The organism is Vogesella oryzagri, from assembly GCF_040148885.1.
GTDB classification, from domain to species: domain Bacteria; phylum Pseudomonadota; class Gammaproteobacteria; order Burkholderiales; family Chromobacteriaceae; genus Vogesella; species Vogesella oryzagri.
This window is the reverse complement of the sequence record NZ_JBEFLD010000005.1, coordinates 102,184-118,483: the sequence shown is the minus strand read 5'-3', so window position 1 is coordinate 118,483 and position 16,300 is coordinate 102,184. Positions and strand designations below refer to the sequence as shown.

Annotated in this window: 16 protein-coding genes; 14 read left to right on the top strand and 2 right to left on the bottom strand. The window is 66.0% G+C overall.

Features of this window, described 5'->3' with window-relative positions; genetic code table 11:
- Window positions 1-64: 64 nt before the first annotated feature.
- The 12 genes from ABNW52_RS10740 to ABNW52_RS10685 all read left to right on the top strand — a co-directional run bounded on the left by ABNW52_RS10740 (window position 65) and on the right by ABNW52_RS10685 (window position 9,658).
- Window positions 65-244, top strand: a complete 180-nt coding sequence (locus ABNW52_RS10740; protein ID WP_349587415.1) for a DUF3460 family protein — start codon at window positions 65-67, stop codon at window positions 242-244.
- Between the two features lie 61 nt (window positions 245-305).
- The gene (locus ABNW52_RS10735; RefSeq protein ID WP_349587412.1) at window positions 306-971 is read left to right on the top strand and encodes a class I SAM-dependent methyltransferase; all 666 of its coding nucleotides are present in this window, start codon (window positions 306-308) and stop codon (window positions 969-971) included.
- Window positions 972-1,069: 98 nt separating this feature from the next.
- On the top strand, window positions 1,070-1,477 hold the full coding sequence (locus ABNW52_RS10730; RefSeq protein WP_349587409.1) for an ExbD/TolR family protein: 408 nt from the start codon (window positions 1,070-1,072) through the stop codon (window positions 1,475-1,477).
- Entirely contained in the window at window positions 1,477-2,322 is an 846-nt protein-coding gene (locus ABNW52_RS10725) for an energy transducer TonB (protein ID WP_349587407.1), read from the top strand. The genes ABNW52_RS10730 and ABNW52_RS10725 overlap by 1 nt, the downstream gene beginning before the upstream one ends.
- Window positions 2,323-2,325: 3 nt before the next feature.
- Entirely contained in the window at window positions 2,326-3,597 is a 1,272-nt protein-coding gene (gene tolB, locus ABNW52_RS10720) for a Tol-Pal system beta propeller repeat protein TolB (RefSeq protein WP_349587404.1), read from the top strand.
- Window positions 3,598-3,701: 104 nt separating this feature from the next.
- Window positions 3,702-4,238: a peptidoglycan-associated lipoprotein Pal gene (gene pal, locus ABNW52_RS10715; protein ID WP_349587402.1), complete on the top strand. Its 537-nt coding sequence runs from the start codon at window positions 3,702-3,704 to the stop codon at window positions 4,236-4,238.
- A 79-nt stretch (window positions 4,239-4,317) separates the two neighbouring features.
- Window positions 4,318-5,064 carry a YbgF trimerization domain-containing protein gene (locus ABNW52_RS10710; RefSeq protein ID WP_349587399.1) on the top strand — a complete coding sequence of 249 codons (747 nt, stop codon included), beginning with the start codon at window positions 4,318-4,320 and terminating at the stop codon, window positions 5,062-5,064.
- A 264-nt stretch (window positions 5,065-5,328) separates the two neighbouring features.
- The gene (gene purE / locus ABNW52_RS10705) at window positions 5,329-5,817 is read left to right on the top strand and encodes a 5-(carboxyamino)imidazole ribonucleotide mutase (RefSeq protein WP_349587396.1); all 489 of its coding nucleotides are present in this window, start codon (window positions 5,329-5,331) and stop codon (window positions 5,815-5,817) included.
- Entirely contained in the window at window positions 5,817-6,947 is a 1,131-nt protein-coding gene (locus tag ABNW52_RS10700; protein ID WP_349587393.1) for a 5-(carboxyamino)imidazole ribonucleotide synthase, read from the top strand. Before purE ends, ABNW52_RS10700 begins: the two co-directional genes overlap by 1 nt.
- A gap of 53 nt (window positions 6,948-7,000) precedes the next feature.
- Window positions 7,001-7,867, top strand: coding sequence for a phosphoribosylaminoimidazolesuccinocarboxamide synthase (locus tag ABNW52_RS10695; protein WP_349587390.1), 867 nt, complete (start codon window positions 7,001-7,003; stop codon window positions 7,865-7,867).
- Window positions 7,868-8,030: 163 nt separating this feature from the next.
- Window positions 8,031-8,612, top strand: coding sequence for a GNAT family N-acetyltransferase (locus ABNW52_RS10690; RefSeq protein ID WP_349587388.1), 582 nt, complete (start codon window positions 8,031-8,033; stop codon window positions 8,610-8,612).
- A gap of 131 nt (window positions 8,613-8,743) precedes the next feature.
- Window positions 8,744-9,658 carry an alpha/beta hydrolase gene (locus ABNW52_RS10685; protein ID WP_349587385.1) on the top strand — a complete coding sequence of 305 codons (915 nt, stop codon included), beginning with the start codon at window positions 8,744-8,746 and terminating at the stop codon, window positions 9,656-9,658.
- Between the two features lie 65 nt (window positions 9,659-9,723).
- Here ABNW52_RS10685 and ABNW52_RS10680 read toward each other — a convergent pair whose 3' ends face one another.
- A complete protein-coding gene (locus ABNW52_RS10680; protein ID WP_349587383.1) occupies window positions 9,724-10,281 on the bottom strand; it encodes a carbonic anhydrase in 558 nt (185 codons plus the stop codon).
- A gap of 217 nt (window positions 10,282-10,498) precedes the next feature.
- Here ABNW52_RS10680 and ABNW52_RS10675 point away from each other — a divergent pair, with 217 nt between their 5' ends.
- Together ABNW52_RS10675 and ABNW52_RS10670 are read left to right on the top strand one after the other, a co-directional pair.
- The gene (locus ABNW52_RS10675; RefSeq protein ID WP_349587380.1) at window positions 10,499-12,520 is read left to right on the top strand and encodes an NADPH-dependent 2,4-dienoyl-CoA reductase; all 2,022 of its coding nucleotides are present in this window, start codon (window positions 10,499-10,501) and stop codon (window positions 12,518-12,520) included.
- Window positions 12,521-12,800: 280 nt separating this feature from the next.
- Window positions 12,801-15,716: an EAL domain-containing protein gene (locus ABNW52_RS10670; protein ID WP_349587378.1), complete on the top strand. Its 2,916-nt coding sequence runs from the start codon at window positions 12,801-12,803 to the stop codon at window positions 15,714-15,716.
- 81 nt (window positions 15,717-15,797) lie between these two features.
- On the opposite strand, the gene ABNW52_RS10665 is transcribed toward ABNW52_RS10670, so the two are convergent.
- Window positions 15,798-16,277 carry a TlpA disulfide reductase family protein gene (locus ABNW52_RS10665; RefSeq protein WP_349587375.1) on the bottom strand — a complete coding sequence of 160 codons (480 nt, stop codon included), beginning with the start codon at window positions 16,275-16,277 and terminating at the stop codon, window positions 15,798-15,800.
- Between the last annotated feature and the right edge of the window lie 23 nt (window positions 16,278-16,300).

The window sequence follows — 16,300 nt, the reverse complement described above, 5'->3', positions numbered from 1 at the left end:
GCCTGCTGCCGGGCGGCACGGATTTGCAGTACAATCGCCGCCATCTTTTACCGGGAGTACTCAGATGTACCAGTCCGAATTCACCCAATTCATGAACGACTACCTGGACAAGCACCCGGAAGTCGAGAGCGAACGCCGCGAACTGCGCCTGACCTGGTGGGAGCGCCCGCAGAACCTGGACGATGTGCAGCGCTGGAAAGAATCGCGCGTACCGCAGAAGGCCTACGTGTACCAGCCGGAATAAGCCGGCCGCTGCGACACACCACGACGCCCGCAAGGGCGTTTTGCTTTTCCGGACCCGAGGCATGACACGACACACCATGACATTTGGCCCGCAGGTGGCCGAATACCTGTTCGACATCGGCGTGCAGGAGCACCCGGTACAGCGCCAGCTGCGCGAGTTCACCGCCGGCCACCGTATGGCCAAGATGCAGATCGCGCCGGAGCAGGGCCAGTTTCTGGGCTGGCTGGTGCAGCTGCTGGGGGTGCGCCGCTATCTGGAAATCGGCACTTTTACCGGCTACAGCGCACTGACGGTGGCGCTGGCGATGGGCGAGAGCGGGCGCACCGTGGCCTGCGACATGAGTGTGGAGTTTTCCAGCATCGCCATGGACTATTGGCGGCGGGCCGGCGTGGCCGAACGCATCCAGCTGTACCTGCAGCATGGCCTGTTGACACTGCACCAGCTGCTGGCCGATGGTGCCGCCGGCAGCTTCGATCTGGCCTTCATCGATGCCGACAAGAGCAACTACCCGGAGTACTACGAGGCCTGCCTGCAACTGGTGCGCCCGGGCGGGGTGATCGCCATCGACAATATCCTGCTGAATGGTCGGGTAGTGGCGCCGCAGTCGGGGCAGCCGCACAGCGTGGAGGTGCTGCGCGCATTCAACGCCAGCCTCAAGCACGACACCCGCGTCGACCAGTGCATCCTGCCGATGGGCGACGGCATGACCCTGCTGCGTCGCCGCTGACGGGAACCCTGCCGGCGGCAGCCGGTCGTTACATTGCCGAAACCATTCGCCGGATGCTGATGCTAACATCCCGCATCCACCGCCCAGGAATACTGCCAATGCTGCAACGCCGTCCCCGCCGCATGATGAACCAGATGAACGTGGTGCCCTACATCGACGTGATGCTGGTGCTGCTGGTGATCTTCATGGTGACCGCCCCGATGTTTACCCCCGGGGTGATCGACGTGCCCAGCGTGACCCGCGCCGCACAGGTGGACACCACGCCGCTGGAAATCAGCATCGAAGCCGATGGCCATTACTTTGTCGGCGAAGGCGGCAAGCGTCAGCCGGTAGCCGATCTGGATGCCTTGATTGCCGACGTGCAGGCACGGATGCACGACAACCGCCCGGTGGTGGTTACCGCGCACCGCGACCTGAAGTACAGCACGGTGGTGGCGGTGGCCGATCGCCTGCACGAGGCCGGCATCCAGCGCGTGGCGTTGACCGTACGCCAGCAGGGGAGCTGATGTTGGCCGCACGCCAACCGGGCGTCGCCGCCTGGCTGCTGTCGGCGCTGCTGCACGTGGCGGTCATCGCCGTGTTGTGGTGGTCCGCCGCGCCGGCGGTGCTGCACACCCCGCCGCCGCTGGCGGTGGAGTTGTGGGCGGGGGGCGGCGCCGTCGCTAAGGCACCGGCCAAGCCGGCTGCCACCGCGGCGCCGGTCAGCAAGCTGGCGCCAGCCAAGGCGCTACCTACACCGGCGCCGGCAGCACAGCTACCGACGCTGAACAGCGCCGACATCACCGTCAAGGGCGGCAAGCCGCAGCGGAAACCTGCGCCAAGCCCGCTACCACAGGACAAGGCGCCCACCAAAAAACCGTTGCCACCGGCCCCGAGCAAACCGGCGCCCGCCATCCCGGCCACCAAACCGGCAGCGGCGCCACCCAAGCCCGCCACCAAGGCGGCGCCACCGCGTACCGACGATCTGCTATCCGAACTTGACGATCTGCCACCCGGCCCGGGCAAGGGCAAGGTGACGCAGGCGGGCGGCAAACAGGGCGCACAGAACGGCAGCGCTAGCGGCGTGGCCGACCTGCGTGCACAGTACATCGACGCGGTGCGTAACCGTATCCGTCCCTACGTGATGGTGCCGGATGGCATCAGCGGCAACCCGGAAGCCGTGGTGGAAGTGGAAATCCTGCCCACGCTGGAGATTCGCAGCAGCCGGCTGCTGCGCAGCAGCGGCAACAGCGGCTATGACCAGGCGGTGCTGACGGCATTGCGCGAGGCGCGTCGGTTCCCGCCGTTGCCCAAGGGCGCCGAATTTGCCGACTTTCGCCGCATCACGCTGAAATTCCGTCCCAAGGAGTAAACCTTGCACACCTGCTTTGTTATTGTCCGTCGCCTGTTGCTGTGCTGCCTGCTGTTGGCCGCACCGCTCGCCCGCGCCGATCTGACGGTGGATATTGTCGGTGGCGGCGTCAACCGCTACCCGCTGGCGATCCTGCCGCTGACCAACGAGGAGTGGCTGCCCGATGCGGTAACCAGCACCGTGCAGAGCGATCTGGCGATGACCGGCATGTTCAACCTGCTGCCGGTGCCGGCCAGCGGCGCGTCGCTGGATGCCGGCTACTGGCAGCAGCAGGGCGCGCGTGCCATGGTGTACGGCCGGGTGACGCGGCTGGATGGCGGTATGCTGCGGGTGACGTTCTGGGCCGATACGCTGGCGCCGCGCGAGCAGAAGCTGGCGATGGAATTCGATGTGCATCCGTCGCAGCTGCGCGATGTGGCGCACCGCATGGCGGACATGGTGTACGAGGCGCTGCTGGGCGAGAAAAGCCTGTTTGCCAGCCGCATCGCCTTCGTGATCCAGGTGGGCAAGGAGTGGCGGCTGCAGGTGGCGGATGTCGACGGTCGCCGCGCACAGACCGTGCTGCGCTCCAACGAGCCGATCATCTCGCCGGCGTGGAGCTACGACGGCGGCCGCCTGGCCTACGTGTCGTTCGAGAACAAGAAGCCGATCATCTACGTGCAGGACCTGTCCACCGGTCAGCGCCGGGTGCTGGCCAACTTCAAGGGCAGCAATTCGGCGCCGGCCTGGAGTCCGGATGGCCGCCGGCTGGCGGTGGTGCTGACGCTGTCCGGCAACTCGCAGATCTACCTGCTGAATGCCGATGGCAGCGGGCTGCAACGCTTCTCCTACAGCAGTGCCATCGATACCGAACCGGTGTGGAGCCCGGATGGCCGCAGCATCGCCTTTGTTTCCGACCGCAGCGGCAGTCCGCAGCTGTATGTGCAGCCGGTGGACGGCAGCCGCAATGTGCGTCGCCTCACCTTCCAGGGCAGTTACAACGTGTCGCCGTCGTTCTCGCCGGACGGCCGCCAGCTGGTGTACGTGCAGCGCGAGGCCGGCCGTTTCAAGGTGATGTTGCATGATCTGGCCGCCGGCGACAGCCGCCAGCTGAGCAACAGCGCTTATGATGAATCACCCAGCTTCGCTCCCAATGGCAAGATGGTGCTGTATGCCAGCGACCAGGGCGGGCGCAGTGTGCTGTTTGCCGCCTCGGTGGCGCACCCGGGCCGGGTGCGGCTGGGGGTGATTGAAGGTGAGGTACAGGATGCCGCCTGGGGGCCGTTCAACCCGTAAGCCCGCCGGCTGAACTCTCGCGCAGCTGATGGGTCTTTGTTTTTGTGCAAAATGATTTTGCCCGCCCATCATTGCCCAATAAAACCGCAAGTAAGGAGAACCGCATGAAAGTCGTTCCGTTTATCGTTGCCGCCAGCGTGGTATTGCTGAGCGCCTGCGCCTCCACCCCCAGCAAGACGCCCAGCGACACGATGGCCGGCGCGGCGCCGGTCACCGCCGGCAACGGCGCGGCGGGCAGCAACAATGAGCTGAAACCGGCGCAGCCGCTGCCGGAAGTGGATGCCCGTGCCGCCGAGGCCGCCGCATTTGCCGGGGTGAACGGCAAGAGCGTGTATTTCGATTTTGATCAATCTAGCATTCGCGATGGCGACAAGAGCACCGTGCAGGCGCATGCCAACTACCTGAACAAGTACAAGACCAAAGTGCTGATCCAGGGCAATACCGATGCCCGCGGCAGCCGCGAATACAACCTGGCCCTGGGCCAGCGTCGTGCCGAAAGCGTGAAGCAGGGTCTGGAAGTGCTGGGCGTAAAGCCGGAGCAGCTGGAAGCGGTGAGCCTGGGCAAGGAAAAACCGCGCGCCCAGGGTACGACCGAGCAGGACTACGCTGAAAACCGCCGCGCCGACTTTGTTTACCCGTAAGCGCCGGGCGGCTTGACCCCCATCCGGGATCGCGGCACGCTGTCCCGGATTTTTATTTGACGCGATTGGCGATCACACCATGCAAAACCGACTGTTGCCGTTGTTGCTGCCCGTGCTGCTGGGCGCTTGTGCCACCTCTACCGACCTGGAAGAAACCCGCCGCCAGCTGCAGAGCCAGATGTCGAGCAATGCGCAGCAGGCCAGCGCGCGCTTGTCCGACGTGGAGGCGAAACTGGCCAACCAGCGCCTGCTGGAGCTGGTGAACCAGGTGGGGGAGATGCAGACGGAGATGGCCAATCTGCGCGGCCAGAATGAAGTGCTGCAGCACCAGCTGGCGGAAACGCAGAAGCGGCAGAACGATCTGTATGCCGATCTGGACCTGCGGCTGGGCAAGCTGGAGCGGCCACAGGGCGAGGCCAGCGCAGCCCAGGCCGAGGCGCCGCAGGCCACGGTATCGGCTGCTGATGCGGCCCTGGGCAAGGCGCTGGACACCCTGCGCAAGCGTGACTTCGCCCAGTCCGTCGGCCAGCTCAAGGGCGTGATGGACGGCTACCCGGGCACGCCGCAGGGCATCGAGGCCAACTACTGGCTGGGGGTGGCGCATACTGCGCTGAAGCAGTACGACGCCGCCATCGATCTCCAGCGCCGTTTTGCCGAGCAGTACCCGAAGAACCCGCGCGCTGCCGACGCGCTGCGGCTGATGGCGGACAACCAGATCGCCCTGCAGCAGAAGGATCAGGCCCGCAGCACCCTGCAGCGGCTGATCAAGCTGTACCCGGCGTCTAGCGCGGCGCAAAAGGCCAAGCAGCGTCTGGCCACGCTGTAAGATCCGACAGGTTGGCCGCAGGGGTTGCGGCCAACCTTTGTCCGGCGCCGCTGGCTGCCAGCGCCACGCATCATGCCGGCGCGGTGGCAACGGCTGCCGGCCGCCAGCGCGATCCGGCCTTGCTCCCGGCCGGGGCACGGCACGGCAACAATCGCCACGCAGCACGCCAGCCCCGGCCATGCCGGCATCGCTACATCCGGCGGGCAAGCCCTTGCCGAATCAGGTAAAATCCCGTTTTTCCTCTCCTTGACGGGACTCGCCTCCATGATCGAAGTTGGCATCGTGATGGGTAGCAACAGCGATTGGGAAGTCATGCAGAACGCCGCGCGCGTACTGAAAGACTTCGGCATCGCGTTCGAAACCCGCGTCGTTTCCGCCCACCGCACTCCTGACCTGCTGTTCCAGTACGCCGAAGAAGCCGAAGCGCGTGGCCTGAAGGCCATCATCGCCGGCGCTGGCGGAGCTGCCCACCTGCCGGGCATGCTGGCAGCCAAGACCCACGTGCCGGTACTGGGCGTGCCGGTACCGTCCAAGTACCTGCGTGGCGAAGATTCGCTGCTGTCCATCGTGCAGATGCCGAAGGGCATTCCGGTGGCCACCTTTGCCATCGGCGAAGCCGGTGCCGCCAACGCCGGCCTGTTCGCCATCGCCATGCTGGCGGGCAACAATCCGGAACTGGCAACCAAGCTGAAGGCCTTCCGCAAGCAACAGGAAGCAACCGTGCTGGCGATGACTCTGCCGGAGGTGAACTGATGCGTGCCATCCTGCCACCCGCGATGCTGGGCATTCTCGGTGGTGGTCAGCTGGGGCGCATGTTCGTTACCGCCGCCAAGCGCATGGGCTACCGCGTCACCGTGCTGGACCCGGATGCCAACGCACCGGCCGCCGACTTTGCCGACGTACATCTGTGCGCGCCGTTCGATGATGCCGCCGCGCTGCAAACCCTGGCCGCCAGCTGTGCCGCGGTGACTACCGAATTCGAGAACGTCAACGCTGACGCCATGCGTGCGCTGGCGAAAACCACGCGCGTATCGCCGTCCGGCGACTGCGTGGCCATCGCCCAGGACCGCATCGCCGAGAAGAGCTGGGTACGCAAGGCCGGGCTGCCGACGGCGCCGTATCTGGCCATCGACAGCGTGGACGACATCCAGGTCGATCTGGCGCCCTACCTGCCGGGCATCCTCAAGACCGCGCGTCTGGGTTATGACGGCAAGGGCCAGGTACGGGTGAAAACCGCCGACGAGGCCCGCGCCGCCTACGCCAATCTGGGCGGCCAGGCCTGCGTGCTGGAAAAGATGCTGGAGCTGAAGCTGGAAGTGTCCGCCATCGTCACCCGCGTCAGCACTGCCCAGGTGGCGGTGTTCCCGGTGGCCGAGAACATCCACCAGGACGGCATCCTCGACGAGTCCATCGTGCCGGCGCGCATTGCGCCGGAGTTGGCCGCCCGCGCGCAGCAGTACGCGGTGCAGCTGGCCGAGGCGCTGGACTACATCGGCGTGCTGGCGGTGGAGTTCTTCGTGCTGGCCGACGACAGCCTGGTGGTGAACGAGATCGCGCCGCGGCCGCACAACTCCGGCCACTACACCATCGATGCCTGCGCTACCGATCAGTACCAGCAACAGGTACGCGCCATGTGCGGCCTGCTGCCGGGCAAGACCGAGCTGCTGTCGCCGGTGGTGATGGTGAACCTGCTGGGTGATGTGTGGGCGGAGGACGGCGGCGAGCCGAACTGGTCGGTGCTGATGGAAGCGCCGAACGCCCACCTGCACCTGTATGGCAAGAAGCAGGCACGGGTTGGTCGCAAGATGGGCCACTACTGCGTACTGGCCGCCGGTGTGGACGACGCGCTGGAGCAGGCGCGCGCGCTGAAGGATACGTTGTAAGAAATCAGGCGGTGCCCACAAGGCATCGCCTTTTGTTTTGTGAAGGAAGTTTCATGACCCAACTGAGCAGCCTGAAGAAAATCTACTCCGGCAAAGTGCGCGACCTGTACGAGATCGACGACAAGCGCATGCTGATGATCGCCAGCGACCGTCTGTCGGCGTTCGACGTGATCCTGGACGACCCGATCCCGGGCAAGGGCCAGATCCTGACCGCCATCTCCAACTTCTGGTTCGAGACGCTGAAAGACGTGGTGCCAAATCACCTCACCGGCGACCAGCCGGAAGACGTGGTATCGGCAGAAGACCTGCCGCTGGTAGCCGGCCGCGGCGTGGTGGCCAAGCGCCTGAAGCCGGTGATGATCGAAGCCGTGGTGCGCGGCTACCTGGCCGGCTCCGGCTGGAAGGAATACCAGAAGTCCGGCACCGTGTGCGGCATCGCGCTGCCGGCCGGGCTGAAGGAATCCAGCAAGCTGCCTGAGCCGATCTTCACCCCGTCGACCAAGGCGGCGGTGGGCGACCACGACGAGAACATCACCTACGCGCAGTGCGAGGCCATCGTCGGCGCCGAGCTGGCCGCCAAGGTGCGCGACACCGCCATCCTGCTGTACCAGACCGCGGCCGAGTTCGCGGCCACGCGCGGCATCATCATCTGCGACACCAAGTTCGAGTTCGGCCTCGACGAAGACGGCACCCTGGTGCTGATGGACGAGGCGCTGACCCCGGATTCCAGCCGTTTCTGGCCAGCCGACAGCTACGCCGAAGGCACCACCCCGCCGTCGTTCGACAAGCAGTTCGTGCGCGACTGGCTGGAAGCCTCTGGCTGGAACAAACAGCCGCCGGCTCCGGCCGTGCCGCTGGAGGTGCGCGAGAAAACCGCTGCCAAGTACCGTGAAGCGCTGGAGCGCCTGACCGGCAACTGAAGGTTGGCCGCAAGCTAGCCATCGGGCCCGCGCTGTTCGCAGCGCGGGCTTTTTCTTGCCGCCGCGGCGGCGGACAAGTGGCCGCCGGTTGGTGCGTAATCAAACCGCGAACAGTCGCTTGATGGCATACTTGCGCCTTTCCGCCGTACACCGGAGTTCCCCGATGGCGACATCGCAGCCCCCCCTGTCTACCGAACGTTTGCAACTGCTGCCGGCCGAGTCCGCCTGGGCCAAGGCGGTGCTGGACTACCAGCTGCGCAACCGTGAACATTTCGCGCCGTGGGAGCCGACGCCGGGCGGGATGTATTACTCCGAATTCTTCTGGTCGATGCGCATGCGCCAGCGCGAGGAAGACTGGCGCGAAGGCCGTGGCGCCACCTTTCTGCTGATGCGCGACAAGGAGCCGGGGCGGGTGATCGGCATGATCACCATCAGCAATGTCGTGCGCGGCGTGTTTCAGGCCTGCCATCTGGGCTACGGGCTGGACCTGGAGTGTGAAGGCCAGGGGCTGATGCGCGAGGCACTGGAAGCGGTGGTGCAGTTCGCGTTCAGCAATCTGCGCCTGCACCGGGTGCAGGCCAATTACCAGCCGCACAATGTGCGCAGCGCCGGCCTGCTCAAGCGGCTGAACTTCCAGATCGAAGGTCAGGCCAAGGATTATCTGTTCCTGAACGGCGCCTGGCGCGACCACGTGCTGACCTCGCGCTGCAACCCGGATTACGACGCCCGCCCGCTGCAGGGCTGAACCGTCGGCCGCGAGCGGGCCTGCGGCGGCTTGGCGGGGTTCTACCGGCCGCAAAATTCTGCCAAACTGTTGTCATCGTGCGGCCAACGTTGTTGATTGGCCGCTATCTTGCCAACAGGAAACGTCTCCCGATGCAAACCTTTACCCTGCAAGCCAGTGACGATAGCAGCATCCACGGCCAGTGCTGGCTGCCGGTCGGCAATCCGCGCGGCGTGGTGGTGATCAGCCACGGCATGAGCGAATACGCGGCGCGCTATGCGCCGCTGGCTGACAAGCTGGCCGCCGCCGGTTATGCCGTCTACGCCCATGACCACCGCGGCCATGGTCGCCATTCGCCGTTGCCCGGCTGGTTTGCCGCCAGCGGCGGCTGGGAGCAGGTGGTGGACGATCTGCGCTGCGTGGTGGATTACGCCCGCGGCCAGCATGCCTGCCCGCTGGTGCTGTACGGCCACAGCATGGGCAGCTTCGTGGCGCGCAGTTTCCTGCTGCGTTACGGCCAGCGGCTGGATGGGCTGGTGCTGTCCGCCACCGGCTACCGCCAGCGCTTGCTGGCCCGCCTGATGCGCCAGGTGGCGCGGCTGGCTGGCTGGCTGAAAGGCCCGGCCAGACCTAGCCCGTTCATGACCGCGCTGGTGTTCGGCAGCTTCAATCTGGGTTTTATGCCCACCCGTACCCGGCTGGACTGGCTGAGCCGCGATCCGGCGGCGGTGGATGCCTACATCGCCGACCCGCTGTGCGGCCAGTTCCCCACCCCGCAGCTGTGGCAGGACCTGTTTGGCGGCATTGTCGCCATGGAAGCCGGCGAAGCCGACGGCAAGGCGCTGCCGAAAACCTGCCCGGTGTGGCTGCAGGCCGGCAGCCGTGACCCGGTGAGCCTGGGCAAGTTTGGGCTGGGACAGTTGGCCGCACGCTACCGCCGCGCCGGCCTGCGCGATGTGACGGTGACGGTGTATTCGGGCGGGCGCCACGAAATGCACCACGAAACCAATCGCGCCGAATTCGAGGCCGACCTGCTGGCCTGGCTCAACCGCGTCACCGCGCGCTGAGCCGCCATCCGCAAACAGAAGCGCCTGCCACTTGCGTGCTCAGGCGCTTTTGCATGCGGAGCGGGTTACAGCTTGGGCACGATCTGCTGCACGCTGCCGTCCAGCGCCATCAAATAGCTGTGCACCTGCAGCTGCGGGTACTTGGCGGCGATCTGCTGTCGCAGCCGCATCAGCGTTTCGGCATGCACCCGGGTTTCCTCGTCCGGCTTGCTGGCGAAGTCCTCGCCCAGCACCACCTTGTAGGCGCCGCAGTCGCGGTGGTCGAGGATGAATACCTTCTGGATGTGGTGCAGGTCGATGGCCACCTGCAGATGCTCCCAGAACGTGGCGTTCCACGCCGGAAACTTGTCTGTCACCGCGCCCAGCGCGGCGCCGGCCAGCACGATGTGGTCGTACTTGTTACGTAGCCCCATGCCGGCCATGAAACGCTCGGTGTCGTCTACCAGCCGGTAGTCCATGCACGACAGCAGCAGCGCCTCGGTGCCGCCGGCGGCTTGCGCACTGCGCGGCAGCAGGCTGCCCAGCAGTACGGCGCCGCCGCCCAGCGATGCCAGACGCAGGAACTGGCGCCGGCCTAGCGGCTGCGGCGTGGTGTGATCGGCATGACAGCTTGGCTGGCACATGGCGGCGCTCCCGGATGAGTGTTGGTCAGTCATTGTAAGCCAGTGCCGGCGCTGGCACGGAATTGTCATTTTTAAAACGACCGTTTGACAACTTACTAACCAGTAAGTATCGTCGCCGGCAGGGCTGACACCATACTGAATAATCAACGGCTTGTGCTGCGGCCAACCTGCCGGGCAGGGTGCACCGCCAGCACGCAAGCAACACGAGGAAGACACCATGACGGCTTACCCGCACCTGCTGGCACCACTCGATCTGGGCTTCACCACGCTGAAAAACCGCGTGCTGATGGGCTCGATGCACACCGGGCTGGAAGAGGCGCCGCAAGGCTTCGAGAAAATGGCCGCGTTCTACGCCGAGCGCGCGCGCGGCGGGGTGGGGCTGATCGTCACCGGCGGCGTCGGCCCCAACGAGGAAGGCCGCGTAGCCGAGGGCGCCTCGATGCTGGCCGACGAGCACGAGGTGCCGCAGCACCGCATCGTCACCGACGCGGTGCATGCCGCCGGCGGCAAGATCGCCATGCAGATCCTGCATACCGGCCGTTACAGCTTTCAGGAGCAACTGGTGTCGGCGTCGCCGATCTGCGCACCGATCAACTTCTACCGCCCGCGCGAGATGTCGGAAGACGACATCCAGCGCACCATCGCCGATTTCGCCCGCTGCGCCAAGCTGGCGCAGCAAGCCGGTTACGACGGCGTGGAAGTGATGGGCTCGGAAGGCTATCTGATCAACCAGTTCATTGCCCGCCACACCAACAAGCGCAGCGATCGCTGGGGCGGTAGTTTTGAAAACCGTATCCGCTTCGCGCTGGAAGTGCTGCGCGCGGTGCGCGCCGCAGTGGGCCGCGAGTTCATCATCATCTACCGCCTGTCGATGCTGGACCTGGTGCAGGACGGCAGCAATTTCGACGAAGTGGTGGCGCTGGCGCAGCAAGTGGAGCAGGCCGGCGCCAGCATCATCAACACCGGCATCGGCTGGCACGAGGCGCGGGTACCGACCATCGCCACCAGCGTGCCGCGCGGCGGTTTTGCCTGGGTGACCAAGAAGCTGATGGGCAAGGTGGGTATCCCGCTGATCACCACCAACCGCATCAACACCCCCGAGGTAGCGGAAGACATCATCGCCAGCGGCTGTGCCGACATGGTGTCGATGGCACGCCCGTTCCTGGCCGACGCCGAGTTCGTCAACAAGGCCGCTGCCGGCCGCAGCGACGAGATCAACACCTGCATCGGCTGCAACCAGGCCTGTCTCGACCACATCTTCCAGGGCAAGCTGACCAGCTGTCTGGTGAACCCGCGTGCCTGCCGCGAGACCGAGCTCAACTACACCCCGGCCGCCACGCGCAAGAAGCTGGCAGTGGTCGGCGCCGGCCCGGCCGGCATGGCGTTTGCCACCATCGCCGCCGAGCGCGGCCATGCGGTGACGCTGTTCGATGCTGCTGGCGAGATCGGCGGCCAGTTCAACGTGGCCAAGAAGGTGCCGGGCAAGGAGGAGTTCTACGAGACGCTGCGCTACTTCGCGCGCCGCATCGACATCACCGGGGTGCGGCTGCAGCTGGGGCGCCGGGTGGCCGCCGCCGATCTGGCCGCCTTCGACGAAGTGGTGCTGGCCACCGGCATCGCACCGCGCACGCCGGACATTCCGGGCGTGGAGCACCCCAAGGTGCTTACGTATCTGGATGTGCTGAAACATGGCAAGCCGGTGGGTCGCAAGGTGGCCATCATCGGCGCCGGCGGTATCGGCTTCGATACCGCCGAGTTCCTCTGCCACGAGGGCAAGTCGCCGTCGCTGGATACCGCGGCCTTCATGCAGGAGTGGGGCGTGGACATGGACATCGCCACCGCCGGCGGCCTGGCCGCCAGTGGCCCGCAGCCACACCCCAGCCCGCGCGAGGTCTACCTGTTGCAGCGCAAGAGCAGCAAGGTGGGCGAGGGGCTGGGCAAGACCACTGGCTGGATCCATCGCACCAGCCTGCAGATGAAGCGGGTGAAGATGATCCCGGGCGTCAGCTACGACAAGATCGACGATGCCGGCCTGCACGTGACCATCAAGGGTGAACCGCAGCTGCTGGCGGTGGACAACATCATCATCTGTGCCGGCCAGGATCCGCTGCGCGAGCTGCAGCAGCCGCTGCTGGCCGCTGGCAAACCGGTGCATTTGATCGGCGGCGCCGACGTGGCGGCCGAGCTGGATGCCAAACGCGCCATCGACCAGGGCGCAAGGTTGGCCGCAGAAATCTGAGCGCCACGGCGCACACCGCAACGGCCGGGATTCCCGGCCGTTTTTTTATGGCGGCCGGCTGTCGCCGCGCTGCCACAGCTGGAGCGCCGCCGCGGCTAATCCGCTGCTTTGTTTGCGTTTTATCATAAAGCCGATTTATCGAAACGCTACAGTGGGGTCCTCGCCCGCCGGGTGGAGCAACACCGCTCCAGCGCTGGCTCAACACGTGCTCGCCATCCGGCGCGCCGCACTGTACTGGCAAAATTGATGCGATGAGGATATCGGGACGCAAGGACAAGCAATGGGCGCCACCACCGGCATGCCGCTGGTGGCCGGTGGCGGCCGTGGGGCGCTGCGTCCTCGCGCGGCGGCAGGCGTCGCCGTCATTGCCCCGCCAGTTGCCGGCTCGGCAGGGAGCAGCGACAGCATGATCCGCACCCTCGGTCACTACCTGTTGTCCTGGCGCCTGGCGCCGTGGCTGTTGTGGAGCCAGTTGCTGCTGCTGTTGTGGCTGCAATGGCAAGGTTGGCCGCAGGCTCAGCTGGCGTGGCTATTGCCGCTGCTGCTGGGGGCGACGCTGTGGCTGGGCAGCTTGTACCGTTGCCAGCACTGGCGGCTGCGCGAGCTGGCACGCCGGTCGCAGGCACTGGCCGACGGCGGTCTGGCCGAGCGCCTGCCGGCACAGGGGCAGGATGCGCTGGCGCAGCTGGCGACGGCCTGCAATGCCATGGCGGCGCAGCTGCAGGCGGCGCGGCTGGGGCTGGATCAGGGGCGGCATTTTGCCGACATGCTGCTGCAGGGCATGCCGTTGCCGGTGTTCTACAAGGATGTGCATGGCCGCTACCTGGGCTGCAACGAGGCCTTCGGCCGCGTTACCGGCCTGTCGCCGCGCGCCATCCGCGGCCGCAGCGCCGAACAGCTGTGGGGGCGGCAACTGGCGGCGCTGCACCTGCAACACGATGCCGCCCTGCTGCGTGGCGAGCCGCGGCAGGATTACCCGGGCGAGCTGCGCGACCGCAACGGCCAGCGCCGGCAGGTGATTTTCTCCAAGAACGTGTTCTACGACGACGACGGCAAGGTGGCCGGCATCATCGGTGCCTGGAATGACATCAGCGAGCTGCGCGAGGCTGAGGAGCGGCTGCGGATGTTGGCCGGCGTGTTCAAGCATTCCCGCGAAGGCATCGCCATCACCGACCAGCGTGGCGTGATCGTCGATGCTAACCGCGCGTTGTGCCAGATCAGCGGCTACGCGCGCGAGGAGCTGCTGGCGGCCAAGCTGCAGCAGTTTTATTCCGCCCGCCATGAACCGCAGTTTTACGAGCAGATTCGCCTGGCGCTGCGCGACGATGGCTACTGGCAGGGCGAGGTGTGGACGCGGCGCAGCAACGGCAGCCAGTACCCGGTGCTGCTGTCGATCTCCAGCGTGCTGGATGCCGACGGCAGTCTGCGCAACTACATCGCCATCTTCACCGACATCAGCACGCTGAAAGAGCAGGAGCAGCGGCTGGATCGCATGGCGCACCACGACCCGCTGACCCAGCTGCCCAACCGTGTGCTGCTGGCCGAGCGCATGCAGCAGGCGTTTGCCCAGGCGCGGGTCAGCGGCTTGTACCAGGCGATCTGTTTCATGGATCTGGATGGCTTCAAGCGCGTCAATGACCGCTTTGGCCACGAACATGGCGACCAGCTGCTGATCCAGGTTGCCGGCCGGCTGCGCGACGCGCTGCGTGGCAGCGATACCGTGGCGCGGCTGGGCGGCGACGAATTCACGCTGGTGCTGACCGAGCTGCCGGATGTGGCCGCCTGCCACCGCAGCCTGCAGCGCCTGCTGGACATCGTGGCCCAGCCGTACGACCTGTCCGGCATCCAGGTGCACATCTCGGCCAGTATCGGCGTGGCACTGTACCCGCAGGACGAGGACGACCCGGACACCCTGCTGCGCCACGCCGACCAGGCGATGTATCAGGCCAAGGAACAGGGGCGCAACGGCTACCGCATCTTCGATGCCGAGCATGACCGCCGCCGCCGCAACCGCAAGGAAAGCCAGGAGCGCCTGCAACTGGCACTGGCGCACAACGAGCTGCAGCTCTATTACCAGCCCAAGGTGAACATGCGTAGCGGGCAGGTGGTGGGGGCAGAAGCCTTGTTGCGCTGGCACCACCCGCAGCATGGCGTGCTGGCGCCGGGGGCCTTCCTGGCCGACATCGAGGACAGCGAGCTGGATATTCCGCTGGGCGAGTGGGTGCTGCGCACCGCGCTGGCGCAGATGCAGTACTGGCGCGCGCGCGGGCTGCTGCAGGGCGTTAGCGTGAACATCTCCGCCTTCCATCTGCAACAGCCGGATTTTGCCCACCGCATGGCGCTGATTCTGCAGGACTACCCGGATGTGCCGCGCGACATGCTGGAGATCGAGGTGCTGGAAAGCACCGCGCTATCCGATCTGGAGCGGGTGATCAGCCTGATGCGCGAATGCCAGGCGCTGGGCGTGCGCTTTGCGCTGGACGATTTCGGCACCGGCTATTCCTCGCTGCTGTACCTGAAGCGCCTGCCGGCGGACAAGCTGAAGATCGACCAGTCCTTCATCCGTAACATGCACGAAGACACTGACGATCTGGCCATCGTGCAGGGCATCATCGGTCTGTCCGGCGCCTTCAACCGCCACCTGGTGGCCGAAGGCGTGGAAACCGAAGAACACGGCAAGCTGTTGCTGTATCTGGGCTGCGAGGTGGCGCAGGGCTATGGCATTGCCCGGCCGATGCCGGCGGACAGCTTCTTTGACTGGGTGCGCAAGTGGCAGGGCAATCCAGCGTGGGAATACGCCGGGCGCCAGCGCTGGTCGCAGCCGGATATCGCTCTGTTCCGGCTGGAGCTGGCCTACCGCGCCACGCTGGGGCGCTTGCTGGAGCTGGCCGCCGGCGACGGCGGACCGGGCGACTGGGATGCCGCCAGCTATGCCGACTTTGCCTGCTGGTATCTGGAGGAGGGGCAGCGCGGTTACGGCCATCATGCGCACTACCGCGAGCTGGGCGAGCTGCTGCAGGCCATCGGCAGCCACAGCTTTACCCTGTGGCAGGCGCTGCAACAGAACGATACCGCCGAGATTGCGGCCAACGTGCCGGAGCTGCTGCGGCTGCGCGATGCCCTGACCGGCACGGTGCGCAGCCTGTTGCCCGGCCACGGCGTGCCCAGCCGGCACAACGAGCATTTCGATCTGTAGCGCGCAGGCGTGTGCTGCACGCCTGCGCCGTCGTTCCTGTTGCCGCGCAGTAGCAGGGCCTGCGCCGTGTGGCAGGCGCGCTCAGCGCAGCGGCAGCGCCAGCTGCAGCGACTTTTCGTCCAGGATGCCGAGAATGCGTTTCACCGGCTGACCCTGCTCGTTCAGAATCACGGTGAACGGCAAGCCGCCGGCCTTGTTGCCCAGCGTGCGCATCAGCTCGATGCCGTCGCCATCGGCCAGCAGGATCGGGTAACTGACCGGCGTCTGTTTCAGGTAGCCCTGCACCTGTTCTGGCTGATCCAGCGCAATGCCGACAAAGCGCACGCCGCGTGCGGCCAACCTTTTCGCCTCCGCCGACAGTAGCGGCATTTCGATGCGGCACGGCGCGCACCAGGTGGCCCAGAAATTCACCACGGTAACCTTGCCCTGCAGGCGGGAAAACTGCGCCGGCTTGCCTTCCGGCGTATTCAGCGGGATGGTGCCCAGCGTGGTGCCGGCGTGAGCCAGCAAGGGCAGCAGCAGGGCCAGCAGGCCGGTGCCGCGGCGAAAAAATAGCGTCATGATTATTCCGAAGTAATGCCGAT

Excerpts from the sequence above, each read along its gene's own strand:
- ABNW52_RS10730 (WP_349587409.1), top strand. The coding sequence starts at position 1,070 with ATGCTGCAACGCCGTCCCCGCCGCATGATGAACCAGATGAACGTGGTG.
- ABNW52_RS10725 (WP_349587407.1), top strand. The coding sequence starts at position 1,477 with ATGTTGGCCGCACGCCAACCGGGCGTCGCCGCCTGGCTGCTGTCGGCG.
- ABNW52_RS10740 (WP_349587415.1), top strand. The coding sequence starts at position 65 with ATGTACCAGTCCGAATTCACCCAATTCATGAACGACTACCTGGACAAG.
- ABNW52_RS10700 (WP_349587393.1), top strand. The coding sequence starts at position 5,817 with ATGCGTGCCATCCTGCCACCCGCGATGCTGGGCATTCTCGGTGGTGGT.
- ABNW52_RS10710 (WP_349587399.1), top strand. The coding sequence starts at position 4,318 with ATGCAAAACCGACTGTTGCCGTTGTTGCTGCCCGTGCTGCTGGGCGCT.
- purE (WP_349587396.1), top strand. The coding sequence starts at position 5,329 with ATGATCGAAGTTGGCATCGTGATGGGTAGCAACAGCGATTGGGAAGTC.
- ABNW52_RS10690 (WP_349587388.1), top strand. The coding sequence starts at position 8,031 with ATGGCGACATCGCAGCCCCCCCTGTCTACCGAACGTTTGCAACTGCTG.
- ABNW52_RS10695 (WP_349587390.1), top strand. The coding sequence starts at position 7,001 with ATGACCCAACTGAGCAGCCTGAAGAAAATCTACTCCGGCAAAGTGCGC.
- ABNW52_RS10670 (WP_349587378.1), top strand. The coding sequence starts at position 12,801 with ATGGGCGCCACCACCGGCATGCCGCTGGTGGCCGGTGGCGGCCGTGGG.
- ABNW52_RS10680 (WP_349587383.1), bottom strand. The coding sequence starts at position 10,281 with ATGTGCCAGCCAAGCTGTCATGCCGATCACACCACGCCGCAGCCGCTA.
- ABNW52_RS10675 (WP_349587380.1), top strand. The coding sequence starts at position 10,499 with ATGACGGCTTACCCGCACCTGCTGGCACCACTCGATCTGGGCTTCACC.
- ABNW52_RS10735 (WP_349587412.1), top strand. The coding sequence starts at position 306 with ATGACACGACACACCATGACATTTGGCCCGCAGGTGGCCGAATACCTG.
- ABNW52_RS10665 (WP_349587375.1), bottom strand. The coding sequence starts at position 16,277 with ATGACGCTATTTTTTCGCCGCGGCACCGGCCTGCTGGCCCTGCTGCTG.
- pal (WP_349587402.1), top strand. The coding sequence starts at position 3,702 with ATGAAAGTCGTTCCGTTTATCGTTGCCGCCAGCGTGGTATTGCTGAGC.
- ABNW52_RS10685 (WP_349587385.1), top strand. The coding sequence starts at position 8,744 with ATGCAAACCTTTACCCTGCAAGCCAGTGACGATAGCAGCATCCACGGC.